The sequence below is a fragment of the Streptomyces sp. NPDC060035 genome, assembly GCF_042736635.1.
Classification (GTDB): domain Bacteria; phylum Actinomycetota; class Actinomycetes; order Streptomycetales; family Streptomycetaceae; genus Streptomyces.
The window spans coordinates 1-26,435 of record NZ_JBHWVO010000035.1 but is presented as its reverse complement, the minus strand read 5'-3'; the positions used below and the strand labels follow the sequence as shown (position 1 = coordinate 26,435).

16 protein-coding genes and 1 pseudogene are annotated in these 26,435 nt (G+C 70.4%); 8 read left to right on the top strand and 9 right to left on the bottom strand.

Annotation, left to right across the window (positions count from 1 at the left end):
* Positions 1 to 280: 280 nt before the first annotated feature.
* Both ACFWBQ_RS34305 and ACFWBQ_RS34300 read right to left on the bottom strand, forming a co-directional pair.
* Complete coding sequence (locus tag ACFWBQ_RS34305) at positions 281 to 2,494, bottom strand: HelD family protein (RefSeq protein WP_385506455.1); 2,214 nt, start codon at positions 2,492 to 2,494, stop codon at positions 281 to 283.
* 211 nt (positions 2,495 to 2,705) lie between these two features.
* Entirely contained in the window at positions 2,706 to 3,518 is an 813-nt protein-coding gene (locus ACFWBQ_RS34300) for a M23 family metallopeptidase (protein ID WP_385506397.1), read from the bottom strand.
* A 183-nt stretch (positions 3,519 to 3,701) separates the two neighbouring features.
* On the opposite strand from ACFWBQ_RS34300, the gene ACFWBQ_RS34295 reads away from it, so the two are divergent.
* The 3 genes from ACFWBQ_RS34295 (at position 3,702) to ACFWBQ_RS34285 (ending at position 6,264) form a co-directional block, all read left to right on the top strand.
* Entirely contained in the window at positions 3,702 to 4,787 is a 1,086-nt protein-coding gene (locus tag ACFWBQ_RS34295; RefSeq protein ID WP_385506395.1) for a glycoside hydrolase family 25 protein, read from the top strand.
* Between the two features lie 211 nt (positions 4,788 to 4,998).
* Entirely contained in the window at positions 4,999 to 5,184 is a 186-nt protein-coding gene (locus tag ACFWBQ_RS34290; RefSeq protein WP_385506393.1) for a hypothetical protein, read from the top strand.
* A 108-nt stretch (positions 5,185 to 5,292) separates the two neighbouring features.
* Positions 5,293 to 6,264, top strand: a complete 972-nt coding sequence (locus ACFWBQ_RS34285) for a hypothetical protein (RefSeq protein WP_385506391.1) — start codon at positions 5,293 to 5,295, stop codon at positions 6,262 to 6,264.
* A gap of 176 nt (positions 6,265 to 6,440) precedes the next feature.
* Here ACFWBQ_RS34285 and ACFWBQ_RS34280 read toward each other — a convergent pair.
* Both ACFWBQ_RS34280 and ACFWBQ_RS34275 read right to left on the bottom strand, forming a co-directional pair.
* Positions 6,441 to 6,794: pseudogene (locus ACFWBQ_RS34280) on the bottom strand (response regulator transcription factor); the annotation flags it as partial.
* 71 nt (positions 6,795 to 6,865) lie between these two features.
* Positions 6,866 to 7,828, bottom strand: a complete 963-nt coding sequence (locus ACFWBQ_RS34275; protein WP_385506389.1) for a hypothetical protein — start codon at positions 7,826 to 7,828, stop codon at positions 6,866 to 6,868.
* Between the two features lie 178 nt (positions 7,829 to 8,006).
* Between ACFWBQ_RS34275 and ACFWBQ_RS34270 the strand changes: the two genes are divergently transcribed.
* Positions 8,007 to 8,303, top strand: coding sequence for a copper-binding protein (locus tag ACFWBQ_RS34270; protein WP_385506386.1), 297 nt, complete (start codon positions 8,007 to 8,009; stop codon positions 8,301 to 8,303).
* Between the two features lie 77 nt (positions 8,304 to 8,380).
* Positions 8,381 to 10,645 carry a heavy metal translocating P-type ATPase gene (locus ACFWBQ_RS34265; protein ID WP_385506384.1) on the top strand — a complete coding sequence of 755 codons (2,265 nt, stop codon included), beginning with the start codon at positions 8,381 to 8,383 and terminating at the stop codon, positions 10,643 to 10,645.
* A 303-nt stretch (positions 10,646 to 10,948) separates the two neighbouring features.
* On the opposite strand, the gene ACFWBQ_RS34260 is transcribed toward ACFWBQ_RS34265, so the two are convergent.
* Positions 10,949 to 11,866 carry an aminoglycoside phosphotransferase family protein gene (locus tag ACFWBQ_RS34260; protein ID WP_385506381.1) on the bottom strand — a complete coding sequence of 306 codons (918 nt, stop codon included), beginning with the start codon at positions 11,864 to 11,866 and terminating at the stop codon, positions 10,949 to 10,951.
* 638 nt (positions 11,867 to 12,504) lie between these two features.
* Between ACFWBQ_RS34260 and tkt the strand changes: the two genes are divergently transcribed.
* The gene (tkt, locus tag ACFWBQ_RS34255; protein WP_385506378.1) at positions 12,505 to 14,694 is read left to right on the top strand and encodes a transketolase; all 2,190 of its coding nucleotides are present in this window, start codon (positions 12,505 to 12,507) and stop codon (positions 14,692 to 14,694) included.
* 56 nt (positions 14,695 to 14,750) lie between these two features.
* Here the strand turns inward: tkt and ACFWBQ_RS34250 are convergent, their stop codons facing one another.
* The 4 genes from ACFWBQ_RS34250 to ACFWBQ_RS34235 form a co-directional block, all read right to left on the bottom strand.
* Entirely contained in the window at positions 14,751 to 17,609 is a 2,859-nt protein-coding gene (locus tag ACFWBQ_RS34250) for an NHLP bacteriocin export ABC transporter permease/ATPase subunit (RefSeq protein ID WP_385506375.1), read from the bottom strand.
* A gap of 1 nt (position 17,610) precedes the next feature.
* A complete protein-coding gene (locus ACFWBQ_RS34245) occupies positions 17,611 to 19,890 on the bottom strand; it encodes an NHLP family bacteriocin export ABC transporter peptidase/permease/ATPase subunit (RefSeq protein ID WP_385506373.1) in 2,280 nt (759 codons plus the stop codon).
* A complete protein-coding gene (locus ACFWBQ_RS34240; protein WP_385506371.1) occupies positions 19,887 to 20,690 on the bottom strand; it encodes a hypothetical protein in 804 nt (267 codons plus the stop codon). The genes ACFWBQ_RS34245 and ACFWBQ_RS34240 overlap by 4 nt, the downstream gene beginning before the upstream one ends.
* A gap of 79 nt (positions 20,691 to 20,769) precedes the next feature.
* Positions 20,770 to 20,997: a type A2 lantipeptide gene (locus ACFWBQ_RS34235; RefSeq protein ID WP_385506368.1), complete on the bottom strand. Its 228-nt coding sequence runs from the start codon at positions 20,995 to 20,997 to the stop codon at positions 20,770 to 20,772.
* Between the two features lie 746 nt (positions 20,998 to 21,743).
* Here ACFWBQ_RS34235 and ACFWBQ_RS34230 point away from each other — a divergent pair.
* Together ACFWBQ_RS34230 and ACFWBQ_RS34225 are read left to right on the top strand one after the other, a co-directional pair.
* On the top strand, positions 21,744 to 24,458 hold the full coding sequence (locus tag ACFWBQ_RS34230) for a cellulose binding domain-containing protein (protein ID WP_385506365.1): 2,715 nt from the start codon (positions 21,744 to 21,746) through the stop codon (positions 24,456 to 24,458).
* Positions 24,459 to 24,578: 120 nt separating this feature from the next.
* Positions 24,579 to 26,201, top strand: coding sequence for an FAD-dependent monooxygenase (locus ACFWBQ_RS34225; RefSeq protein WP_385506361.1), 1,623 nt, complete (start codon positions 24,579 to 24,581; stop codon positions 26,199 to 26,201).
* Positions 26,202 to 26,435 lie beyond the last annotated feature (234 nt).

The window sequence follows — 26,435 nt, the reverse complement described above, 5'->3', positions numbered from 1 at the left end:
CGCAGGGCGAGTGCGCGCTGCGTAAAGCTCACGCCGCCGGGAAAGGCGCTCACGTGTCACTGTGAACGTCTCCCTTCCCTGCCCACGATGGGGATCGGTTCGGGTGGTGCGGGCCTCATTCCCCGTCCATTACCCATTCGTGTCCGGAGTCCGCATCACCGGCTCGCCGATTCGGTCATGCGGGCCGGTGCCGAGTCGGCGGGAGGCCGGTACGTCCGGCCCGACAGCGGTACACGGAACGGCGGCACCCGCGGCCGCTGGGCGACGTACCCCGGCGCCGTCAGCGCAGCGCCGCCGGCAGTTCCTCCCGGTGGACGATGCCCAGGCGCTGCGTTGCGCGGGTCAGCGCAACGTACAGGTCGCTGGTCCCGTACCGGGCGGGCTCCACGACCAGCACATGGTCGAATTCGAGCCCCTTGGCCTGGCGCGGGTCGAGCAGCACCACCGGGCGGGTGAGATCGGGCTCCGCGCCGGCCGTGACACCGTCCAGCGGGGCGGCGATCTCCTCGTGGAGGGCGCCCGGTGCGATCACCGCGAGGCGTCCCTCCTCGGGCGTCAGTTCCCTGACCGCCTGTGCCACCGCGCCCGCCAGATCCTCGCCGGAGTTCCGCGTCCACGGCGTCTCGCCGGTGGACCGCACGGAACCGGGCGGCTCGAAGGACGGGTCCTCGGCCCGTACGACCCTGGCGGCCAACTCCATGATCTCGGCGGGCGTACGGTAGTTGACCCCGAGCCGGACGTGCTCGTAGCGATCACCGACGTACGGCTGCAGGATCTTGTCCCAGGAGCCGGCCCCGGCTTCCTCGGAGGTCTGCGCCGGGTCACCGACGAGGGTCAGTGAGCGGGTCGGCGAACGGCGCATCAGCAGCCGCCACACCATGGGTGACAGCTCCTGCGCCTCGTCGACGATGATGTGCCCGAACGCCCAGGTCCGGTCGGCGGCGGCGCGCTCGGCCGCGCTGCGGTGGTCGGCTTCCTCCTGCCGTTCCGCCATCCTCTCGGCGTCGATGATGTCGTGGGCGGCGAGTATCTCGGACTCCTCCTCGTCCTCGAACTCGTACGTCTCCGAGCCCCGCGACATTTCCAGGACGCCCTGCGCGTATGCGATCCGCTCCTGGCGCCCGGCCTCGGCGGCGGCCCGCTCGGCGCTGTCGTCGGCTCCGAGCAGTTCGGCCGCTTCGTCGAGCAGCGGGACGTCGGCGGGGGTCCACTCCCCGCCGCCGGGCGCGCGCCGGATGGCGGCGGCGTCCTCGTCCGGTACGTACACGGGCTCGGCCAGATAGTCCGCCAGGAACCCCTCGGGGGTGAGTACCGGCCACAGCTCGTCGACGGCAGCGTGCACCTCCTCGCTGACCGCGACGCTCTTGCCCAACTGGGCGATGTCGTCCGGGCCGAGGAAGTTGGGGCCACCGTACGGGTCCGCACCGAGGCGCTCGCCGAGCTGCGCGGTGAGGGCGTCGATGATCCGGAAGGCGAAGTGCGGGCGGGCGAGGTTGTGCGGCAGGCGGGTGTCGCGGGCCGCTTGCCGGGCCTCGTAGGCGATCTCCCAGTCGAGGACGAGGTCCCCGTCGTCGTTCGGGATGACCAGCGGGGCACCGGGCTCGGGCAGCCGCTGCCGGTCACGGACGGCCAGGGCGAGGGCCTCGGCCATCGGCTCGCCGCCCTTGACGGCGGCGGCGCGGGGCGCGTCGGTGCCGCGCGCGTGGACGCCGGGGAAGAGCTCGGCCTGTGTGGCGAGCAGGACACCGGTCTCCCCGAGCGCAGGCAGCACCTCGCCGATGTAGCGCAGGAAGGCGGGGTTGGGACCGACGATCAGGACGGCGCGCTTGGCGAGCAGCTCGCGGTGCTCGTACAGAAGGAAGGCCGCCCGGTGCAGCGCGACCGCCGTCTTGCCCGTGCCCGGGCCACCCTCGACGACGAGTACACCGCGGTGCGGGGCGCGGATGATCCGGTCCTGTTCCGCCTGGATGGTCCGCACGATGTCGCCCATGCGGCCGGTGCGGGCGGAGCTCACTGCGGCGAGCAGCACGGCGTCACCGCTCGGATCCTCGAAACCGGTGCGCTCCCGGTCCCCGAGGTCGAGGATCTCGTCGTGCAACTCGGTGACGACGCGGCCTTCGGTGGTGAGGTGCCGGCGTCGGCGCAGGCCCATCGGTGTGTGCCCGGTGGCGAGGTAGAAGGGGCGGGCGACCGGCGCACGCCAGTCGATCAGCAGCGGCGTGTGTTCGGTGTCGTCCTCGCGGATTCCGATCCGGCCGATATGGTGCGTGGCGCCGTCGGAGAGATCGATGCGGCCGAAACACAGCGAACCGTCCACCGTATTGAGGGCAGCCACCAGACCTGAGCGTTCCGCGACGCGTACATCGCGTTCGAGGCGTGCCTGCAGGCCGGTCCCGACCGGAGTCAACGCGCCCTCGACGGCATTCGAGGCAGCACCCCGCAGCACGTCGACACGGTTATGGAGCCGGTCGACGAATTCCTGCTCCTTCTGCAATTCGACGCTTTCTCGATTTGACAAAATGGCTCCCTGCCGGATACGGTGTTTCTTGTAGGCCCCTGGTGCGGGGCCTTTTCTGTGGGCACACAGAAGAACTCAATATACGCGAGAAAATCCCCGGTCCGCAATTGCGGACCGGGGATTTTCTTGTGCCGTCGGTAGGGCGGGTCGTCGCGTCCCGGCCCCGCACGGCTGGTGGCCGCGTGGGTCAGTCCCAGCGGTCCTGGTTGATGAAGCGGCTGAAGCCCCGCCAGGAGTTGGGTCCCATCACACCGTCGATGGGCCCGGTGTAGCCGTGGGCGGCGGCCAGCCGTTGGACCGCGGACCAGGAGTTGGGTCCCATCACGCCGTCGATGGGTCCGGTGTAACCCCAGGTGCCCATGTTCCGCTGGAGCGCCGCGTACGTGTTGGTTCCCGGAACCCCGTCGATCGGGCCGGTGTAACCGGACTCGATCCGCAGCCAGTTCTGCGTCCGCTTCCACATGACAGAACCCGGAATGCCGTCCTGCTCGGTCGTCGACTTGGGCAGCCCGCCGCCCCCACCCAGGTAGTTCAGTGGGTTGACCCGGGTGCCGCCCGGGGTGATCAGATGCCAGTGCACGTGCGGTCCGGTGGAGCTTCCGGAGCCGGGGGCGCCGACGGCACCCCCGGACAGCCCGACGGTGCCGCCCTTGCCGACCGAGGTGCCGTTGGCCAGCAGGAACTGCGACAGATGCATGTACTGCGTCCGATACCCGTCGCTGTGGGTAATGGTCACCGTGTGGCCACCCGTACCGTTGTCCGGGATATTGGTGACGACACCGGCACCGGCGGCCGGCAGCGCGGTGCCGACGGCCATGCCGTAGTCAAGCCCGCCCAGGGAACCGCTGTTGAGGTGATCCTGCCAGTTGCCGGTCATCGGGTAGCCGCTGAACGGGTTGTAGATGTCCAGCGCCAGGGCGGGACTTCCCGAGAAGAGGACGCCGCCGGCAGCCAGGCCGAGCGTGGTGACCGAGCCGCGCAGCAGCGTGCGGCGGCTCATCTCGAGCCGTGGTCGATCCTTCCGGCCGTCTTCGGGCCCGTGGTTCTCGCACACAGCAACTCCCTTGTTAGTACGGTGACTTGAGCTGGCGGAGGAACGCGGCGCCACGGTAACCTACGCGCATAGATGTTGATAAGGACATGCCACGTTTGCTGCTGTGGGCCCGCCGTCACCGGAGGAAGCATGCGCAGGAGAACCCTGATTCGTGGCGCCGTTGCGACGGCGCTGGCACCGGCCGGAATCGTCACGGCCGCCGGCGCTGCGGCCACCACCGGCCCGGCCCTCGCTCAGGCTGCCGACCTGCAGGGCATGGATGTCTCGAACTACCAGCTCGGCATCGACTACGCCCGCGCTGCCACGGAAGGCCGGAGCTTCTCCATCGCCAAGGCCGGGGGGTGCCAGCTCGCCGAGGGCCCCTACGTCACGTCCTCCTACGCCGGCCATGTGGGCGGTGCCCGCGCCGCAGGTCTACGGGTGGGGCACTACTGGCTGTCGGGAGACTTCCTCGCTCCCACCGCCGCCGCCGACTACTTCGTGGACCATCTGCACGACTACCGCGTCGGCGACGTGCTCGCACTGGACGTCGAGGTGCTCGACGATTCCACCCGGCTGTGGAACGACACTGATGTGTCCACCTGGTTCAACCGGGTACGGGAGCGGGTCGGCACCTACGTCCCCTGGTTCTACATCAGCACGGGCGCGCTGCGCGCCGGCACCTGGAGCCGCACCATCGCCGCCGGCGCTCACCTGTGGGCGGCCTCCTGGGGGCCCGACAACGGCACCTGGCCCGGCGCGCCCGACCTCGGCGGCCAGTATCCCGACTGGGCCGCCCACCAGTACACCTCCGTCGGCTCCGCCGGCGGAGTTGCTCCCGTCGACCTCAACCTCGCCCGCCTCTGGGCATTCGACCTCACCGAGGCGGCCGACCCACCACCTGGAGAGGACCGGCTGCCCAAGTCGACGACCGAGCAGGACGGCATTCCGGGTTCTGTCATGTGGAAGCGGACGCAGAACTGGCTGCGGATCGAGTCCGGTTACACCGGCCCGATCGACGGGGTTCCGGGAACCAACACGTACGCGGCGCTCCAGCGGAACATGGGCACCTGGGGTTACACCGGACCCATCGACGGCGTGATGGGACCCAACTCCTGGTCCGCGGTCCAACGGCTGGCCGCCGCCCACGGCTACACCGGGCCCATCGACGGTGTGATGGGACCCAACTCCTGGCGGGGCTTCAGCCGCTTCATCAACCAGGACCGCTGGGACTGACGCCCCCTCACGGCCCCCGTGAAGCCGGATCGGGGAAGACCGGATCCGGCGTGAGCACCGGAACGGCCCATCGGGATCCGGGGTGAGCGCCGGAACGGCCCATCGGGCAGGCGCCGCGTCACGTGTTGGAGGAGCCGGGCAAGGGGGCTCTGCGGATCCCCACCCCAGCGGGGTGAGGCGCGGACCGTCGGCCGTACGCATACTCGGTTCCATGAACAAGCACGGGCGACTCGCCGATGTACTCCAGGCGCTCCGCGGCCAACTTCTTCCCGTGGGCGCCGGGTTGACGACCTGCGGTGGGCGGCGCCGGGTGCCGGGGCTGCGGCAGGGGGAGCCCCCGATGCTCGCAGGCATCCGCACGCCCTCCTGCGCGCGCACCGAAACCCGCACCACCTGACCCGAGCCCTTCTGCCGGCAGCACCATCACGGCCGGCGCCTCCGGAGAACCCACTCGGCCACGGCGCCGCACCGCGGCTGCCGCATGCCCGAAACCAGTGAAGGAACCATGTCCGAGCGAAGCGTCAAGATCACCATATCGGCCGTCCTGATGGCCACGGCCACCCTCATGGCGGCTGCGCCGGCCAACGCGGTGCACGGCAGGGGGCCCCTCACAGACGTGCGGGTCGCCACCCACTTCGACCTGTCCGCAGGCCAGATGCCGGAGAACATCACCGTGCTGCCCGACGGCACGGCTGCCGTCACCTTCGCCGCCGGCCGCCAGGTGGCTCTGGTCAGCCCCAGGGGCACCACGCGCATCCTGGCGACGCTGCCCGCGCCCGTCGACGGCGGCGTCCATACGCCGGTCCTCGGGTTCCCCCTGACCACCGGCATCGCCCACACCCCGGACGGCACCGTGTACGTGCTGTACGCGACCGGCACCGCCGACCTGACGGGGCTGTGGCGGCTGCGCCCCGGGCAGGCCCCGCAGCGCATCACCGCGCTGCCCGCCGACGGCCTGCCCAACGGGCTGGCACTGGACGCGCGCAACGAGAGGCTCTACATCACGGACTCGGTGCTCGGCACCGTATGGACCGTCCCCACCACCGGCGGCACACCCACCGCATGGTCCACCGCACCCGAACTCGCCCCGGCCGGCTTCCTCGGAGCCAACGGCGCGAAGATACGCGGCGGCGCGCTGTGGGTGAGCAACCTCGACCGGGGCACCCTCCTGCGCCTACCGATCCGCTCCGGAAACCGTGCGGGAGCGCCGCAGGTCAAGGCGTCGGGCATGACCGGCATCGACGATTTCACCTTCACCGGCCGCGGCAACGAGGTACTTGCTGCACTCAACGCACCCAACACGGTGGTGCGCATCCGTTCCGACGGCACCAGCGTCACCGTCCTGGACGCGACCGACGGACTGCAGAACCCGACCTCCGTCGCGCTGCGCGGCACGGACGTGTACGTGCTCAGCGCCGCCTACACCACGGCCACCGACCCCAACCTGCTGCGCGCACACCTGCGCGACCACCGGTGAACGCCCTCACGGAACGCGGACAGGGGCACGCATCCTGAGCGACGCGACTCCCGCCGACGTCCAGGTGTGCGGAGGGCCGGCGCCGCAGGAGCCGCCGACTCATCGAGGACGTGCTGCACCGAACTGGCCCTGGGCCGCATTTCCTCGGGTCCGCGGAGCGAAGGATGCTGCCGGGATCATGAGGGCCGGCCGGGAGGCCGGGTCTGCACGAGGCCGCTCTGATAGGCGATCACGACGAGTTGTGCGCGGTCGTGGGCATTGAGTTTGGCCATCGCGCGCTGGACGTGGCTGCGTACGGTCAGTGGACTGACGACGAGTTCCTCGGCGATCTCGGTGTTGGACCTACCGTGCGCGGCCAGTGCCATCACCTCCCTCTCGCGGGCGGTGAGGGCGTTCACCCGCTCCGGGGGCACGAGCCGGGCTTCGGGCTCCGGCGTGGCCAGGAAACGTGAGATGAGGGCACGGGTCGCCGTGGGGGAGAGGAGGGACTCACCCGCGGCCACCGTACGGAAACCGCTGAGGAGCACCGACGACGCCGTCGTCGAAGCAGCCGGCGGACCGGTGGCCGGGCTGGCCGACGTCGCCGGCGTCATGGACGGACTCAGTGTCCGTGGCCGCCGTCCTCGTGCCCGGAGGTGGACCCGGCCGGCTGGGGAGCAGTCGCAGACGTTCCGGCCCGAACGGTGAAGGCCGCGGTGCGGACGGTGTCGTTGTGCTTGAAGTCCAGGAAGAGCCGGTAGGTCCCGGAGCTGGGGGCGGTCGAGGTGAAGGAGACTCCCGGACCGGACTCGGTGCTGTCGTCGCCGGGCTCCCCGTCGGGGTGGACGTGCAGGTAGGCGAGGTCACCGGCGCGCAGGGCGACGAGGTGTCCGTAGGCGCCGAGGTAGGGCTGGAGGTCGGTGACCGGCCGGCCGGCCCTGCTGACGTCGAACGTGAGGGCCTCCGCGGCGCCCGGGCGAAGTTCCCCGTTCAGGGTCACGGTGTATCCGTCGACCGTTGCGGTGCGGGACGGCTTGGCGAGTTCGGCCGGCTTGTAGGTGCCCGCTACGGCGAGGTCGGCGCCGAGGGTGACGTCGGGGGCGTTCTTCGCGCCCGGGACGAAGTCCGCGAAGACCCGGTAGTCACCGGCGGCGGGCAGGGCGACGGGGGTGCTCCAAGTGCCGTCGGCGGCCCGGGTGGGGTGCAGGTGCCGATAGGTGGCCAGGTCGCGTGAGGCGAGGATGAGGTGGAGCTCCTTGTCGTGCTCGCGCTGGTACGCGGTGACCGGCCGGCCGGACCCGTCGCGTACGGCGAAGCGCAGTTCGCTCTCCTGCGCCGCCTTCAGGTGTGGGGTCAAGAGATCGAGGGTGTAACCGGCCTCGGAGATCTGGAGCCCTCCGGCCGGTGATTCCGCGTGGTCGTCGCCGTCACCTCCTCCCTCCGATGCCGCGCTGTTCACGTGGTCGGCCCGGGGAGCAGGTTCGGTGCCGCCGAGGGGGCCGACAGCCGTGCCGAGGCCGTAGGCGGCACCGAAGGACACCGCGAGCGCTGCGGTGAAGGACGTGATCTTCCCGGCGGTGTTCATGGGGGCTGCTCCTTCTTGTCCGGGCGGGCTCGAGGACGGGCCCACCTTCATCAGGGTATACCCCCCTGGGGTATGTGCAACGCCCTGCACGGCCGGGCTTGCAGAATATACGGGAGGGGGGTATATCTGGAGAAGGAGAAGATACCCGGTAGGGGTATGCGGCTTCAAGGAGGCATCAATGTTCTCGGTCACTTCGGCCGCCCTCCGCCCGGCCGGCACCGACATCACCACGACCGCCGCCGCGGGCACCACGGCCACCGTCTACCGCGTGTCCGGCACGGTCTGCGGCCACCGCGTGACGGCCGTCACGAAGCCGGTCGGAACGCCGGGGCCGGACGAGGTCGTGTCCGTGGACGTCGACGTGGCCGATGGCCTGGTCACCGTCACCACCGGTGGACAACCGGACGACGCAGCGATCGCCGCAGACCTCGGCGCCGCCGGTGATGAGCCGACCGGCCGCGTCCGACCGGCGTGAACCGTCCACGGCCGCCGTCGGGGCCCGTCCTTCCGGTCCGGGTCCCGGCCCCACTCCCGCCGAACGAGGAGCAGGACATGACCACCAGGACTCCGGGCGCCGCCCAGGTAGAGCTCGCCATCGGCGGCATGACCTGCGCCTCGTGCGCTGCCCGCATCGAGAAGAAGCTCAATCGCATGGGCGGGGTCGAAGCCACCGTCAACTACGCCACCGAGAAGGCCAAGGTCACCTACGCCGACGACATCTCGGTCGAGGACCTGATCGCCACCGTCGAGGCGACCGGCTACTCCGCCCGGGAACCTGCCCCGCTCCGGGCCGCCGACGGCGAAGGTGCGGCGACCGGCCCGAGCGACGACGAGCGTGCCGGCAACGAGCTGCGGCCGCTGCGACAGCGGCTGGTCACCGCAGTCGTTCTCGCCGTTCCCGTCATCGCGATGGCGATGATCCCGGCCCTGCAGATCGAGTACTGGCAGTGGCTCTCGCTCACCCTTGCCGCGCCCGTTGTCACGTATGCGGCCTGGCCCTTCCACCGCGCCGCCTTCACCAACGCCCGGCACGGCGCGGCCACCATGGACACCCTGATCTCGGTCGGTACGACCGCCGCGTTCCTGTGGTCACTGTGGGCGCTCTTCCTCGGTACGGCCGGCACACCGGGCATGACACACCCTTTCGAGTTCACGATCGCCCGCAGCGACGGCTCGGGGAACATCTATCTGGAGGCCGCGGCGGGTGTCACGGCCTTCATCCTGGCCGGCCGGTACTTCGAGGCCCGCTCCAAGCGCAAGGCAGGTGCCGCCCTCAAGGCTCTCCTGGAGCTCGGGGCCAAGGAGGTGACCGTCCTGCGCGGCGGACTCGAAGTCACCGTGCCCACCGCGGACCTGCGGGTGGGTGACCGCTTCCTGGTCCGTCCCGGAGAGAAGATCGCCACCGACGGCACCGTTGTCGAGGGCTCCTCCGCGGTGGACGCGTCGATGCTCACGGGGGAGTCCGTACCCGTCGAGAAGTCCGTCGGCGACACCGTCACCGGGGCGACGCTGAACGCCGGGGGCCGGTTGGTCGTCGAGGCCACCCGGATCGGTGCCGACACCCAGCTCGCCCGCATGGCCGCGCTCGTCGAGGACGCGCAGAACGGCAAGGCCGCTGCCCAGCGCCTCGCCGACAGGATCTCCGCGGTGTTCGTGCCGGTCGTCATCGGGCTCGCGCTCGCCACACTCGGCTTCTGGCTCGGCAACAGCGCCGGCCTCACGGCCTCGTTCACCGCCGCCGTCGCCGTACTGGTCATCGCCTGCCCCTGCGCACTCGGCCTGGCCACCCCGACCGCCCTCATGGTCGGCACCGGCCGCGGCGCCCAGCTCGGCATCCTCATCAAGGGCCCGGAGGTTCTGGAGTCCACCCGCAAGGTGGACACCATCGTCCTGGACAAGACCGGTACCGTCACCACCGGCCGGATGACCCTGGTCAGGGTGCACACCGTCGGGGACACGGACGAGGAGGAGGTCCTGCGTCTCGCGGGCGCACTGGAGCACTCCTCCGAGCACCCGATCGCCCGGGCGGTCGCCACCGGAGCGGCGGCGAAGGCCGGTGCCCTGCCCGCCCCCGAGGACTTCGCCGGCATCCCCGGCCTCGGCGTCCAGGGCATCGTCGAGGGCCACGCCGTCCTCGTCGGCCGGGAACAGCTGCTCACCGAGTGGGCCATGGAACTGCCGGAGCAGCTCAGGAGTGCCAAGGACGACGCCGAGAGGGCCGGGAGGACCGCCGTCGTGGTCGCCTGGGACGGCGAGGCACGTGCGGTCCTGGAGGTGGCCGACGCGGTCAAGGAGACCAGCCCGGAGGCGATCCGGCGGCTGCGCGGACTGGGTCTGACCCCGATCCTTCTGACCGGCGACAACAAGGCGGTTGCCGATTCCGTGGCCGCCGAGGTCGGCATCGACGAAGTCATCTCCGGGGTCATGCCGCAGGAGAAGGTGGCCGTCGTCAAGAAGCTCCAGGCGGAGGGCCGCAGCGTCGCCATGGTCGGTGACGGTGTCAACGACGCGGCCGCACTCGCCCAGGCCGACCTCGGGCTCGCGATGGGCACCGGCACCGACGCCGCCATCGAGGCCGGCGACCTGACCCTCGTACGTGGAGACCTACGGGCCGCGGCCGACGCGATCCGGCTCTCCCGCAAGACGCTCGGCACGATCCGCTCGAACCTCTTCTGGGCCTTCGCCTACAACGTGGCGGCCCTGCCGCTCGCCGCGGCCGGTCTGCTCAACCCGATGATCGCCGGAGCGGCCATGGCCTTCTCCTCCGTCTTCGTCGTCGGCAACAGCCTGCGCCTGCGCAGCTTCCGCGCCGGCTGAAGCCGGGACGGCGTACGGCGGGCTGTCCCATTCCGCCGGCGCCGAGACGGGCGAGTAACTGGTACGCGCCTGTGCACGAGGAATCCTGGGGCCGCAGCCGGCACGACTGTGCCGCATCCGTGCACCCGTCGGACCGGGCCTCCGGGAATCGGCACGGACCTCGCGGACCGCTCCGAGGGAACCGGGGAGGAAGCCGGTCGTCACCGTCGTCGCCCTCGCTGCCGAGGCCGGTGGCCACCGCATGGCTCTCATCGAGCGGCACGAGAGCGTAGAGCTCCGCCAACGGGTGACCAGCCTCATCCATCAGCGGCGGGCGGCCGCGATGAGGCGTCGCAGCGTGGCGTGGGCGGGTGGGCCCCAGGTGGCCTTGCCGCCGGGGCGGCCGTTGACGCCGGCATCTCCGATGAAGATGCAGGCGAGGGCGCGCAGAACCGCCCAGCCGCGGGCGCGACGCAAGGTCGCGGCGTCCGGGGTCGGCCGGTAGGCCTCGTAGAAGCGGTCGGCGGCGCCGTCCGGCAGCAGTACCCAAGGGGCGGCGAGGTCGCAGGCTGGATCGCCCGCGAAGAGGTCACCGAAGTCGATCACGCCGCAGAAGGTGCCGTCCGCGGTGAGAACGTTGGCCGGATGCAGGTCGCCATGGAGCCACAGTGCCGGGCCCGCCCAGTCGGGCGCGGCGGCGGCGTCCTCCCAGACCGCGCGGACGGCGTCCGGGTCGGGGATCAGCCCCAGCTCGGTGGCCGAGGCGAGCTGCTCGGCGAACTGCTCGGCGTGGCCGGCCAGCGGCCCCCCGCGGCCACGACCGGCGGGCGCCCCGGTGGGAGCGGGTCGGTGAAGAGCTGTCAGGAAGGCGGCCAAGGTGTCGGCCGCCTCCGCAGCGCGCGTGGCGGGGGCGCGGTCGGCCTGCTCGCCCGGCACCCAGGTGGTGACGATCCAGGGCCGCGGAAACCGCTCGGAGGGCTCACCGAGGCGCTGCGGGACGGGGACCGGCAGGGGAAGGTACGGGGCGAGGGCGGGCAGCCACGCATGCTCCTTGCGCAGCAGAGCGTCCGCGGACTGCGTCGCCCAGGGCAACCGAACGGCGAGGTCGTCGCCGAGCCGCCACAGCTGGTTGTCCCAACCACGCGCGCCGAGCTTCACGGGGTGATCGGCCAGGTCAGGGTGCTGGTCGCGCAGCAGGTCCCGGACCAGTTCCGCTGTGATCTCGATCTCTGTGTGGGCCATGCGGACCAACCTTAGTCAGACAGCCCGCCGTTGAGGCACTTTCCCTTGTCACCGTGCGTCACAGATCAGCGGTTCTGACACAGTTCCTCACCCGCCTCACCCGCCTCACCCGCCTCACCCGCGGGGCCGTCCCGGTCGTCCGGACACCGGAACGGCTCCGTCCCGTCCGCGGGGCCTCAGCAGCAGCGCGCGGAGCCGGTTGACCTGGTGGACCGGCGAGGTCAGCCGCGCGGTCGATGCGCGGATCGCAAGGACCGCGGTGCCGCCGACGGCGAGCGCCGTCGGCCGGCAGTCACCACAGAACTCCGTAGCAAGCCGGCGACGCGACACCCGCCGGCGACCAGGCCCGTGGAGGCCTGCGCACGGGTCGGGCGCGCCCTGGTACGGGCGTCGACGGCCGACGCGTAGAAGGAGTCCGTGCTCATTCGGCCCCAGGCGGATCGCGCCTGAGGCGTCCCTCGAGGGAGAACGGGTACGCGCACTTCCGGCCCGCTTCGTCGAAGCACTGCTCGATCTGTTCCAACGCACCGGCCCCGGGATGCGAAGGGCGCTCCGGGAACCGAGGATGCCAAGGGGGGACGAGCCGAAGGGCCCGGCCCGTACGGACCGGTAAGCGACATCCCGAGGGAGACACCACCATGGCGCCCGAGCGATCCTCTTCCGGCAGCACCGCACCGCGCGACCCCGGCCTCGCGCTGCCGGTGGCTGACCGGGCGGGATGGGGCCCGGTGGATCTGCGGGCGGTGGACACCGTACGGGTCCTGGCCGCCGATGCCGTGCAGAAGACCGGCAACGGACATCCCGGTACGGCGATGAGCCTGGCGCCGCTCGCCTACCTGCTGTTCCAGCAGGTCATGCGGCACGATCCGGCCGATGACCAGTGGCTGGGCAGGGACCGTTTCGTGCTTTCGTGCGGTCACACCAGCCTCACGCTGTACATCCAGCTCTATCTCGCCGGCTACGGCCTGGAGATGGAGGATCTGGAGGCGCTGCGGACCTGGGGTTCGGCGACCCCCGGGCATCCGGAGTACAGGCACACCCGCGGTGTCGAGATCACCACCGGCCCGCTGGGTCAGGGCATGGGTGCCGCGGTCGGCATGGCGATGGCGGCACGCCGGGAGCGGGGCCTGCTCGACCCGGACGCCGCGCCGGGCGCCAGCCCCTTCGATCACCGGGTGTACGTGGTGGCTTCCGACGGCGACATGATGGAGGGTGTGGCCTCGGAGGCCGCTTCGCTCGCCGGTCACCAGCGACTCGGCGGCCTCGTGGTGTTCTACGACTCGAACCACATCTCCATCGAGGACGACACCGACATCTCCTTCAGCGAGGACGTCCCCGCCCGCTTCGCCGCCTACGGCTGGCACGTGCAGACGGTGGACTGGACCCGCACGGGCGACTACGTCGAGGACGTCGATGCGCTGCTCGCCGCGGTCGAAGCGGCCGAGGAGGACCGGAACCGCCCGTCGTTGATCATGCTGCGCACCATCATCGGATGGCCCGCCCCGACGAAGAGGAACACCGGCAAGGCGCACGGGGCGGCTCTGGGCGACGACGAGGTCGCCGGCACGAAGAAGCTGCTCGGCTTCGACCCCGAGGTCTCGTTCGCGATCGAGGACGAGGTCCTTGCCCACACCCGCGCAGTCGGGGAGCGGGGCCGGGCGGCGCGGGAGCAGTGGCAGCCGGGGTACGAGAGCTGGCGTGCCGCGAACCCGGAGCGGGCCGCGCTGCTGGACCGCCTTCGGGAGCAGCGGCTCCCCGAGGGCTGGACCGAGGCACTGCCCGCGTTTCCGGCCGATGCGAAGGGCATGGCCACCCGCAAGGCGTCCGGCGAGGTGCTCGGCGCTCTGGCACCGGTGCTGCCCGAACTGTGGGGCGGCTCCGCGGACCTGGCCGGAAGCAACAACACCACCATGGAGGGCGAGCCCTCCTTCATTCCGGCGGACCGGCAGACCGAGGAGTTCAAGGGCGGCCCCTACGGGCGGACCCTGCACTTCGGAATCCGTGAACACGTGATGGGAGCCGTACTCAACGGCATCGCCCTGCAGAGCCTGACCCGCCCCTACGGCGGTACGTTCCTGACGTTCAGCGACTACATGCGGCCGGCTGTCCGCCTCGCCGCGCTGATGAAGCTGCCCGCCACCTATGTGTGGACCCACGACTCGATCGGGCTCGGCGAGGACGGTCCGACGCACCAGCCCGTCGAACACCTCGCCGCACTGCGGGCGATCCCCGGCCTCGACGTCGTCCGCCCGGGGGACGCGAACGAGACGGTGGTCTGCTGGCGGACGATCCTGGAGCACACCGACCGGCCCGCCGGTCTCGTCCTGACCCGGCAGAACCTTCCGGTGCTCGACCGCGCCGACGGCGTCCACGCCCCGGCCGAGGGAGCGGCCCGCGGTGCCTACATCCTCGTGGAGGCCTCCGGAACCGCGCCCGACGTCATCCTGGTGGCGACGGGGTCGGAGGTCCAGATCGCCCTCGACGCCCGCAAGCTGCTGGCCGACGAGGGGCTGGCCGTACGCGTGGTCTCGATGCCCTGCCGCGAATGGTTCGCCGAACAGCCGCTGTCCTACCAGGACGAGGTGCTGCCGCCCGACGTACGCGCCCGCGTCAGTGTCGAGGCGGCCGTCGGCCAGGGCTGGCGCGAGCTGGTCGGCGACGCGGGCCGGATCGTGAGCCTGGAGCACTACGGAGCGTCCGCCGACTACCGGCGGCTGTACGAGGAGTTCGGCATCACCGCCGAAGCCGTCGCCGCGGCCGCCCGCGGCAGCATCCGCGACGCGGTGGACGTACCCAGGCCCGGCGGCCGGCGCGACACGTCCGGTTGAGGGACGGCACGGGCGGCGTTGCGGTTCGGTGCCCCGGACGGCGCCCCCAGTGCCGCCTACTGCATCTGGCGCCGCACCAGTTCATGCAGCCGCCCGCCCGTGTCCGCGAGCAGCTCCGCGGGCGGCCCCTGCTGGACGATGCGGCCGTCCGACATGACGATCACACGATCGGCGTCCAGGACCGTGGAGAGCCGGTGCGCGATCACGACACGGGTGGCCCGCAGGGACCGGGTGCTCTCGATCACGGTGCGCTGGGTCTCGTTGTCGAGCGCGCTGGTTGCCTCGTCGAAGAACAGGATGCGGGGGCGCCGGACGAGTGCCTGGGCGATCATCAGGCGCTGACGCTGGCCCCCGGAGATGGCGCCGCCACCGGAGATCATGGTGTGCAGGCCCATCGGCATACGCTTGATGTCCTCGGCCAGACCCGCCATCGCGGCAGCCTCCCACGCCTCTTCCTGGGTGAAGACCTCGGCGCCGCAGATGCAGTCCAGGATCGATCCCGACAGCGGCTGGGCGTTCTGCAGGACGACCCCGCACTGGCGGCGCACGGCTGCCTGGTCCAGTGCCGCCAGATCCTGGCCGTCGTACAGGACACTGCCGGCGACCGGCTTGTCGAAGCCGATGAGCAGTCTCAGCAGCGTGGACTTGCCGCAGCCGCTGGGGCCCACGATCGCGACGAACTCTCCCGGCCGTACGGTCAGGGACAGATCGTCGAGTACGGCGGGACCGTCATCGGTGTAGCGGAAGGACAGGCCCCTCGCTTCGATCTTCCCGGACAGTGCGCCGGGCTGCGTGCTGGCACCGCGTACCTCGGGTGCCTCGTCGAGCACCGGCTTGATCTGCTCGAACATCGGCAGCACGGCGGCAGCCGACACGAACGCCCCGGTGAGCTGCGTGACCGCCGTCAGGAGCATGGTCACAGAGGTGTTGAAGGTCAGGAACTCACTGGCGGACAGCGAGCCGCGGGCGGGACCCGCCAGCAGGATGAACATGACCAGCGAACACAGCGGCAGATAGACCGCGTTGAGCACCGTCGTCAGGTTCTTGATCCGGCCCGCGCGCTTCTGCAGCTCACGGCTGCGGGCGAACTCCGCCGCCCACGCCCCGTACGCGAAGCTCTCCGCCGAGGCGACCCGCAGCTTGGGCAACCCGCGCAGCGTCTGGAACGCCTGGTTGTTCAGCTTGTTGCCGAGCTCGACCAACCGGCGCTGCCACCGCAGCTCCCACATCCCCATGGTGAGGAACACGCCCGCGATGACAACCAGCATCGCGATGGCGGTCAGCGCCAGCGGGACGCTGAACCAGAACAGCAGGCCGAGATTCATCGCACCGAGCGTGCCGGCCTGCACGGCGACGGGCCCGATGCCGGACAGCACACGACGGATCGCACTGACACCCATCGCCGCGCTCGCCAGCTCCCCGGTGGAGCGCTCGGTGAAGAACTTCGTCGGCAGGCGCAACAGCCGGTCCCACACAGCGGGCTGGAGCGAGCTCTCGATGCGCCCCTCCATGCGCAGGATGGTGAGGTTCTGCAGCAGCATGAAAGCGGCCGAGACGACTCCGGTGATGATCACGGCCAGTGAGACCTGAACGATGAGGCTGTTCTCGGCATTGGGCACGTACACGCCGAGCACCTGGCCCGTCGCGACCGGCACGAGCGAACCGAGCGCCACCGTCACGAGCCCGGTCAGGACGAGTCTGCGCAGATCGGCCCGGGTGCCGAGCAGACTGAAGCGCAGCAGCTGCCACTTGCCCAGCGGCCGCTCCGGCAACGGCCGGTAGAACATGACGGCGCGCTGCTCGAAGTCCTGTGCAGCGGTGCTGTCGACACGGGTGCGCCGGCCGGTCAGCGGGTTCACCGCCTCGTACCGGCCGCGGCGCCACAGCAGCGCGACCGGCGCCCCCGACGCGGCCCGGTGGCCCACCAGCGGTCCGGAGTTCTCCCGCCACCAGCGCCCGTCGAGCCGGACCGCACGGGTCCGGATCCGGGACGCGACCGCGACACGCTCGACCGGGTCGATCCGGTCGCTCACCGCGCCGTCCGCCGGAGCTTCCGACAGGACGATCCCCGACTCCCTCGCCACCAGCCGACAGGCCGCGTACACCGCGTCGTCGGTTGCGCCGGCGGTACGCGAGGGGCTCCTGCCGGAACGGCCGATCGAGGTCAGCAGGGCCTGGTCGGCCTCCTTGCGGACGGCTTCGCCCGCCTTCATGCCGGCCGCCGTCCGGTCCTCGTGGGCGCGCTCCAGCTGTTCGATCCAGCGGTCGAGCGCGGACAGCAACCGGTACTGCTGGTTGACCATCCCCTGCCACATCGCGGCGTCGACGAGCAGATCACCGGCGGCCTCCGCGCTGAACGCCGCGCCGTACTGCACGCTGCCGGGTGACACCGGCAGCCAGAGGATGTCGTCGTCGCCCACCGTGTCGCCGACAGCGGTCCTGCTGTCCAGCGGGGCCTCGAACAGCACACGCTGACTGCGCCCGACGCCGAGCGAGAAGGCGTGCTCCAGTAGACTCAGAGCGGCGTCCCCGGTGTCGTAATGGCTGCGGTACTGCCCCTCGAACACCCCCTGGTCCGCGTACTCGGGCCGGTAGAGCTCCCGCAGCGGGATCCGGCGCAGCACGCACTCCTGCAGAGGTCGGCCGACCAGCGTGTGCTGCGGTCCCTCGACGGGCCCCAGCACCAGTGTTCCCGGCTCGAGCCGGCCGAGGAAGTGCCAGTGGCCCTGCTCCAGCGCGTCGACCGCGAACAGGTCGAGGGCACCGCCCACGACGAGCCACAGCACCTGGGGCCCTTCGAGCGAAAGACTGCGCAGCCCGGTGCAGTCGACCGGAGCGCCGAGCCCTCCCAGCGCTGCGATGACCGGGTCGTGCCCGAGGGTCCTTTCGCCCGCCGGGTGTTGTACGGACGTCACGTCAGTGCTCCCTGACCAGTTCGGCGTACGGACCCCCGGCAGCCACCAGATCCTCGTGCCGTCCGCGTTCCACGACGGATCCGTGGTCCAGGACCACGATCTCGTCGCTGTCGCGGACCGTGCTCAGCCGGTGCGCGATCACGACGCAGGCACAGCCGCGCCGCCGCAGATTGTCGATGATGACCTGCTCGGTCTCCGCGTCCAGTGCGCTGGTGACCTCGTCCAGAACCAGGATGCTGGGCCGTCGCACGAGAGCGCGCGCGATTTCCAGACGCTGGCGCTGTCCGCCGGAGAAGTTGCGGCCGTCCTGCTCCACCCTGCTGTGGATGCCCCTCGGACGACGGGCGACGACCTCGTACAGCGCGGCGTCCTGGAGCGCGGCGACGACGGCTTCGTCCGGGACCGAGGGGTCCCACAGCGCCACGTTGTCCCGCACCGTGCCCTCGAACAGGAAGACGTCCTGGTCGACGAAGGAGACCGACGCGGCAAGCGCGCCCCGCGGAATGTCCTCGAGTCGTTGTCCGTCGATCCGGATCGTGCCCTCCCACGGGCTGTAGAGCCCCGAAATCAGCCGGGAGACCGTCGACTTGCCGCTGCCGGACCCGCCGACGAGCGCCACCTGCTGACCGGGCCCCACAGACAGCGAGAAACCGGTGAGCAGCGGCTTGTCGAGCGGGCTGTAGCCGAAGGTGATGTCGTCCAGCGTCACATGACCCTTGAGCCGACGGGTACTCGCGGCGGGCTCCGGGCGGGAGTAGAGGGGGTCGACCGGGAAGTTCTCGACATCCTTCAGACGGGCTACGTCGGCCGCGAAGTCCTGGACCCGGCCCGCCACCCCGTTGAGCCGGGTGACCGGTGCGGTGAAACGGGTCACCAGCGCCTGGAAGGCGACGAGCAGTCCGATCGAGATATGCCCCTCGACCGCCCGCAGCCCGCCGATCCAGAGGATCAGCGCGCTGTTGAGCGTCGCGAGGGCGGGAGCGACGATGCCGAGCCATGCGCTCGGCACTCCGAGACGCTGCTGCTCGTCCAGCGTCGTCGCGTGCTGGCCCGCCCAGCGGCGGAAGTATCCGTTCTCCCCGCCGGTCGCCTTCATGGTCTCGATCAGCTGCAGGCCGGTGTACGAGGTGTTCGTCAGCCGAGCGCTGTCGGCCCGCAGCTTCTGGGTACCGGTGGCCCGCAGCCGCACGACGATCCGCATCGCGACCACGTTGAGCAGGGCGATTCCCACCCCGATGACGGTCAGCTGCGGATCGTACGTCCACAGCAGGAACGCGTAGAGCAGGACGACGATTCCGTCCACACCGGCCGCGGTGAGGTCCCGGGCGAGTGTCTCGGCCACCGCGTCGTTCGACTGCAGGCGCTGGACGAGGTCGGCGGGGCTGCGCTGGGCGAAGAAGGTCACCGGCAGCCGGAGCAGATGCCGGAAGAAGCGGGCACTGCCGAGCGTGGAGGAGATGATGCGCCCGCGCAGCAGATTCGCCTGCTGCAGCCAGGTCAGGACGAGGGTGAGCGCGACCATGGTGCCCATCGCGGCGAACAGCACACCCAGCAGCGAGGTCTGGTTGCCGATCAGGAACATGTCGATGTACGTACGGCTCAGCGCCGGCAACGTGGCGCCGACCGCCACCAGCAGCAGGCTGGCGAGCAGTGCCACCAGCATCGTGCCCGTGGTGCCGCGCAGCCGCGCGGGCAGGGCGCTCATGACGCCGGGCTTCCGGCCACCGCGCCGGAAGTCGTCGCCCGGCTCCAGGACGAGCACGACCCCGGTGAAGCTGGTGTCGAAATCCTCGGACGGCACGAAACGGCGGCCCTTGTCGGGGTCGTTGATGTGCACGCCCCGCCGCCCGAGCCGACGTCCCGTGCCGTCGTACACGACGTAGTGGTTGAACTCCCAGAACAGGATGGCCGGCGCCTGAACCTCCGTGAGTGCCGCCGGCTCCATCTGCATGCCCTTGGCCTTCAGGCCGTAACTACGGGCCGCCTTCAGCACGTTGCTGGCGCGCGAGCCGTCGCGCGACACGCCGCAGGCGATGCGCAGCTCCTCCAGCGGCACATGCCGGCCGAAGTGGGCGAGCACCATCGCCAGCGAAGCGGCTCCGCACTCCAGCGCCTCCATCTGGAGCACGGTGGGAGTGCGTACGGTCCGTGTCCGTCCGGCCTTCGGTACAGGGCGCGGCTGCGACCGCCGCCTGCCGCCCGAGGTGCTCTCGGGACGGTGTCTGCCGCGAGAGGGGGGCGGCAGCTGCTGCGCTGCGGGGGACGGATGCGGTGCGGTCACGGGAGCAGCCAATCGATCGGACGCCGGTCGGCCAGATGGACGGAGCCGGTGGCCAGGGTCATGGATTCGATCGCGTACGGGGGCCCTTGGGCCGAGGACCACCGGTAGCCGGACTCGGTGGCGGCGGAGCGGTCGAGCCGTACCAGGACCGCCACCGGTCTGCCGTGGCGCGAGAACTGTTCTCCCAGCTGGCCGTCGCCGAGGAAGCGGGTGATCTGCTGCTGGGTCCGGGGCCTGCCGACTGCGGCTACCCGGCCGCGCAGCACTCCGTACTGCTGGGAGGGCACGGACTGGACGGTGAGGTCGACGGAGGCGCCCACCCGGACGGCCGACCCGCTGTTGGCCGGTACGTAGAGCATCACGACCAGGGGATCGTCGGTGCCGTCGATGCGTTCGACGCTCGCCACGTCCGCACCCGTAGTGATCACGGCGCCGATCGTGGCCGTCACTGTGGTCAGCCGGCCTGCGTCGATGGTGCGCACGACGCTGCTGCCCTGCTCCGTGCGGACCTTGAGCAACGGTGCATCGGCAGGCAGGGTTTCGCCTTCGGCGGCGAGCACTTCGGTGATCTGCCCGGCGACCGGGCTCTGCAGGATGTAACTGCCCTGGGCGTGCGTGACGATCCCGGGGGCGCCGAGTGTGGAGGCGACGGTGCCGGTGACCGCCCAGAAGCAGGCAGCGGCCATCACGGCCACGGTGATGCTCAGGACGAGCAGTCCCTGCGGGCGTGCGAACCGCACCGGCAGGTCGAGCTGTTCGGGCGACTGCAGCTTGGAAAGGGCCTGTTGGCGGAACTGCAAGGAACTCTTCCCTCACCTGTCGGCGGGCCGCACCGGGCCCCGGAACCGAGTGGTTCCGGGGCCCGGTGTCGATGCCGTCTCAGAGACCGGCGACGAGGCCGGTGGCCAGGCCGGAGACCGCGCCGGTGTTCACGCCGGTGACCGAGCCGACCAGGCCGGTGACCGAGCCGAGGACGCCGGAGACCGGAGCGATGGAGTCCGCGGTGGCCGTGACGTTGCCGAGCACGCCGCCGATGAGGCCGCCGGACACGTTGTCCAGGTCGTTGTCGGAGATCTCGAGGGTCTCAACCTGGGGGGTGAGGTTCATGGTGAGTGCTGCCCTTCGTGTGGAAATTCGTTAAACCGGGAACCCGTGGTGCGGCTCCCGTATGGGCCAGGATCAAAGCATGCTGATGCCTTGCGCAGCCAATCGAACAACAGTGGATCGGTCGATATCGGCTCCCTCGAATCCCCTCGCGTGCAGACCCGTCCATTTTCTGGCGGCAATTCCTTCACGAGCTTCACGGAATGAATTCCTCGTGGTCGTGACCCTCTTTGCTTCAAGTGGGGCACTCCTGCACCAAACGGCCCCGGACCTGGTACGTACCTGGTCCGGTCAGGGTGTTCCGTGACGGTCCGCGTGGTCGGTCTGCGTATGCGGTGTGCAGGTTTTAGCCGAGTCGGCGATATGAGGGCCCGTAGGAAGAACGCATGCGGATCCCTGCCGGTGCCGGATGTGGAAGTGACGTCGGGGAATAGATGGAGCTATTTCTCCCGTCGCGTGTCCGGTCGTCACACCGTCTCCGGGAATGTGGTGGAGATGTGTCCCTTTCACTGATTCTGCGGACGCGGGTGCGATGTGAGGGCGGTAAGCGTGCGGCCGGCTGCCCGTCGATGGAGGCCTGGGCGGCTCGTGCGGGGGTGCGTCACCGATTCATCCGATGAACCGTGCGCACCACCCTTCTCCCTGGGTACGCGTGACGCTACGATCGTGCTGCGCTATGGGAGCGCTCCCATCTCTGTGTCAATCCCCGGCCGCCGTCTTCGGCGGTCCAGCTCGGAGAGGACGTTTCCGTGCGCTTAAGCGCCAGACCCTTCGCCGCACTACTGGCGGCACTCACCCTGACCGCCGGGTTGGCCGTCACCGGAACCCCGGCCGCGGCACGCTCGAACGATGCGCCCCGAACGGCCGAAGCATCCGATGTGTCGATCGCCGCGGACACCTACAGCTGGAAGAATGCGCGGATCGACGGCGGCGGTTTCGTGCCGGGCATCGTCTTCAACCGGTCCGAGAAGAATCTCGCCTACGCGCGTACCGACATCGGCGGCGCCTACCGCTGGAACCAATCGGGCAAGCAGTGGACGCCGCTGCTCGACTGGGTGGACTGGGACAGATGGGGCTGGTCCGGCGTCGTGAGTCTCGCCTCCGACACAGCCGAGCCCGACAACGTGTACGCCGCCGTCGGTACGTACACCAACAGCTGGGACCCGACGAACGGCGCCGTCCTGCGCTCCTCGGACCGCGGCGCCTCCTGGAAGGCGACCACGCTTCCCTTCAAGCTCGGCGGCAACATGCCGGGGCGCGGGATGGGGGAGCGTCTCGCGGTCGACCCGAACAAGAACTCCGTCCTCTATCTGGGCGCGCCCAGTGGCAAGGGGCTGTGGAGGTCCACCGATTCAGGCGTCACCTGGTCGGAGGTGACGGCCTTCCCGAATCCGGGGAACTACGCGCAGGACCCGTCCGACACCAGCGGATACGCCGGCGACAACCAGGGCATCGTCTGGGTGACCTTCGACGAGCGGTCCGGCAGCGCGGGCAGCACCACCCAGGACATCTACGTGGGGGTCGCCGACAAGGAGAACACCGTCTACCGCTCGACGAACGGCGGCAGCACCTGGTCGCGGATCGCCGGACAGCCGACCGGGTACCTCGCGCACAAGGGTGTACTCGACTCCTCCACGGGCTACCTCTATCTGACGCTGAGCGACACGGGCGGCCCGTACGACGGCGGCAAGGGGCGCATCTGGCGGTACGCCACCGGGACCGGTGAGTGGACGGACGTCAGCCCGGTCGCGGAGGCCGACACCTACTACGGGTTCAGCGGACTCTCCGTGGACCGGCAGAAACCGGGCACCCTGATGGCCACCGCCTACAGCTCCTGGTGGCCCGACACCCAGATCTTCCGCTCCACCGACAGCGGTGCGACGTGGACACAGGCCTGGGAGTACACCAGTTACCCGAACCGTTCGAACCGCTACACCCAGGACGTCTCCTCCGTCCCCTGGCTCAGCTGGGGCGCCAACCCGTCCCCGCCCGAGACCACGCCCAAGCTGGGGTGGATGACGGAGGCACTGGAGATCGACCCCTTCGACTCGGACCGGATGATGTACGGGACGGGTGCGACGGTCTACGGCACCGAGAACCTCACGTCCTGGGACTCGGGCAGCCAGTTCAAGATCACTCCGATGGTGAAGGGACTGGAGGAGACAGCCGTCAACGACCTGGCGAGCCCGCCGTCCGGCGCTCCGCTGCTGAGCGCGCTCGGTGACATCGGAGGCTTCCGGCACACGGATCTCGACGCGGTGCCCAGCCTGATGTTCACCTCGCCGAACCTTGATTCGACCACCAGCCTGGACTTCGCGGAGGCATCACCAGGAACGGTCGTCCGGGTCGGCAACGCCGATGCCGCCCCGCACATCGGCTTCTCCACCGACAACGGGGCCAACTGGTTCCAGGGCTCCGAACCTTCCGGAGTCACCGGCGGCGGTACGGTCGCCGCAGCCGCGGACGCCAGTGGATTCGTCTGGAGCCCGGACGGTGCGGCCGTCCACCGCACCACGGGCTACGGCAACTCCTGGACCGCGTCCACCGGCATTCCGGCCGGGGCGACGGTCGAGTCCGACCGGAAGAACCCGAAGAAGTTCTACGGCTTCAAGGCCGGCACCTTCTACGTGTCGACGGACGGCGGTGCCACCTTCACCGCCAAGGCGAACGGCCTGCCCGCCGAAGGCAACGTCCGCTTCAAGGCGTTGCCCGGTACCGAGGGCGACATCTGGCTCGCGGGCGGCTCGTCGACGGGCGCGTACGGGCTGTGGCGTTCCACCGACTCCGGTACGAGTTTCACCAAGTTCTCCGGTGTGGAGCAGGCGGACAGCGTGGGCTTCGGCAAGGCCGCCCCGGGCGCCTCGTACCAGACCGTCTTCGTGAGCGCGAAGATCGGTGGGGTGCGCGGGATCTTCCGGTCCACGGACGCGGGTGCGAACTGGACGCGGATCAACGACGACGCACACCAGTGGGGTTGGACCGGGGCCGCGATCACCGGCGACCCGCGGGTCTACGGACGGGTGTACGTGTCCACCAACGGCCGGGGGATCCAGGTGGGTGAGACCTCGGACGACGGGAGCACGGATCCCGACCCGGACCCTGATCCCGACCCGGACCCCGATCCGGAGGAGCCTCCGGCGGACGCCGACTGCGCGGTGACGTACACGATCACCAATCAGTGGTCCGGCGGCTTCCAGGCCGATGTGACGGTCACCAACACCGGGAGCGCGGCCCTCGACGGCTGGCAGCTGGCCTGGTCCTTCCCCGGCGGACAGAAAGTCACGCAGATGTGGAACGCCACCCCCAAGCAGGACGGCGCGAAGGTGACGGCGGCCGACGTCGGCTGGAACGGCAAGGTGGCGTCCGGCTCCTCCGTGGGCTTCGGCTTCTCGGGCAGTTGGTCGGGCAGCAATGCCGAGCCGGAAGCGTTCGCGCTGGGCGGTGAGGCCTGCACCGTCGGCTGACGCGCACGGACCGACGCGGGAGGGAACCGTCCTCCCGCGTCGGCCACCCGATGCGCGAAAATGGACATACCGACCTCGGTGTGCTGCATTGGAGTGACCGCACCCTCTCCGGGAGGCACCGTGACCGACATCGACGTGCTGGTCGTCGGGGCGGGCCCGGTCGGTCTCACGGCGGCGACGGAGCTGCAGCGGCGGGGTATCGGATGCAGGGTCGTCGACCGGCTCCGGGCGCGTCTGCCGTTCGCCAGGGCCGTGGGCGTCCAGCCCAGGACCCTGGAGATCTGGGACCGGATGGGGATGGTGCGTGAGGCGCTGGAGACGGCTGTTCAACTCGAAGGACAACTGCTCTACGTCAACGGGGAGGAACAGGCCCGGATCGATCTGACCCTGCCGCCGGACGTTCCCTACGGCTTCGCCGCCCTCCCGCAGTACGAGACGGAACGGCTCCTCGAAGAACTCCTGGTCCGCCTGGGAGGGCAGGTCGAGCGCGGCACGGAGCTCGTCTCCTTCGACCAGGACGACGGCGAGGTCAGGGCATGTCTGGCTCTGCCCTCCGGCGGGACGGAGGAGCTTCGGGCCCGCTATCTGGTCGGCTGCGACGGCGCCCACAGCGTCGTACGCAAGGGCCTCGGGCTCGCCTTCGAGGGTGCGGCCCTCCCGGAGGAGTACATGCTGGGCGATGTCGAGGTCGACTGGGACCTGCCCGTCGGGTACGGAGTCCGGTCCTCGCATGTCGTCGACGGGCGCACCGATGATCTGCTGGTGTGCATCCCGCTGCCCGGAAGCCGCCGCTACCGGATGTCGATGCCGACTCCGCCCGAGCTCTCCCGGATACAACAGGCCGGCAGGGACGGGGTGTTGCACGGACTGAGCGGCGACCGTGGCCCGCAGCCCGGGCTGGAGCACATCCAGGCGGTGCTCGACCGGCTCTCGCCCCGGCCCACGACCGCCTCGTCGCTGCGCTGGTCCTCCGTCTTCCGCATCAGCCACCGTCTGGTGGACCGCTACGGGCAGGGGCGGGTGTTCGTGGCGGGGGACGCCGCCCATATCCATCCGCCCACGGGAGCCCAGGGCATGAACACCGGCATCCAGGACGCCTACAACCTGGCGTGGAAGCTGGCGGCCGCGGTGCGCGGACAAGCGGGGGAAGGGCTGTTGGCGAGCTACGACTCCGAGCGCCGTCCGGTCGGAGAGGAAGTGGTGCAGAGGACGGTGCGTCATGCGCGGAGCGGCATCCAGTCCGGTCCGGACGACCCGGCGACGATGATGCGCCGGGAGGCCCAGCTCCTGGTCGGCTACCGGGACAGCCCCGTCGTGGGGCCGGACGGCGCCGCGCACGACGGCCCGGCCCCGGGCGACCGCGCTCCCGACTGCAAAGGTCTCAGGTACGGTCTGGCGTCCTTCCCCGTACGCTTGTTCACCCTGCTGCGGGGACGGGACCACACTCTGCTGCTGTACGCGGACGACGAGGAACAGCCGACGCGATTCGACGAGGTGGCGGCTGCCGCCCAGCGCGTGGCGCCCGGCCTGCTGAACGCCTGCGCGGTACTCGCCCCGAAGGTGCGGGCGTCCGGGCTGCAGCTGCCCGCCGTGCACGACGGCCTCGACGAGTTCCGGTCGATGTACGGCGCTCGCGGCGGCGAGGCGATCCTCGTACGCCCGGACGGTTACCTGGGGCTGCGGATCACTCCCGCGACCGTCCCGGAGCTGCGTTCCTACCTGGAGATGGTCGTCGGGACATGACGCGGGGCCCGGCAGTGACTGGCTGCCGGGCCCCACGCCGTTCAGGTGAGTGAAGCTTCACTCACCTCACCCCGTCTCAGGGAAAGGACACCACCTGTGACGGGATGGTCGACGTACCGGAGGTGGGGGATCCGGTGTTGTTGATGACGTGCTCGTACTGTCCCTTGCCGCCCAGTGACACGACGAGCAGGTCGTGGAACTTCACGCCGGGCTTCACCGGCGCCTGGAACCCGT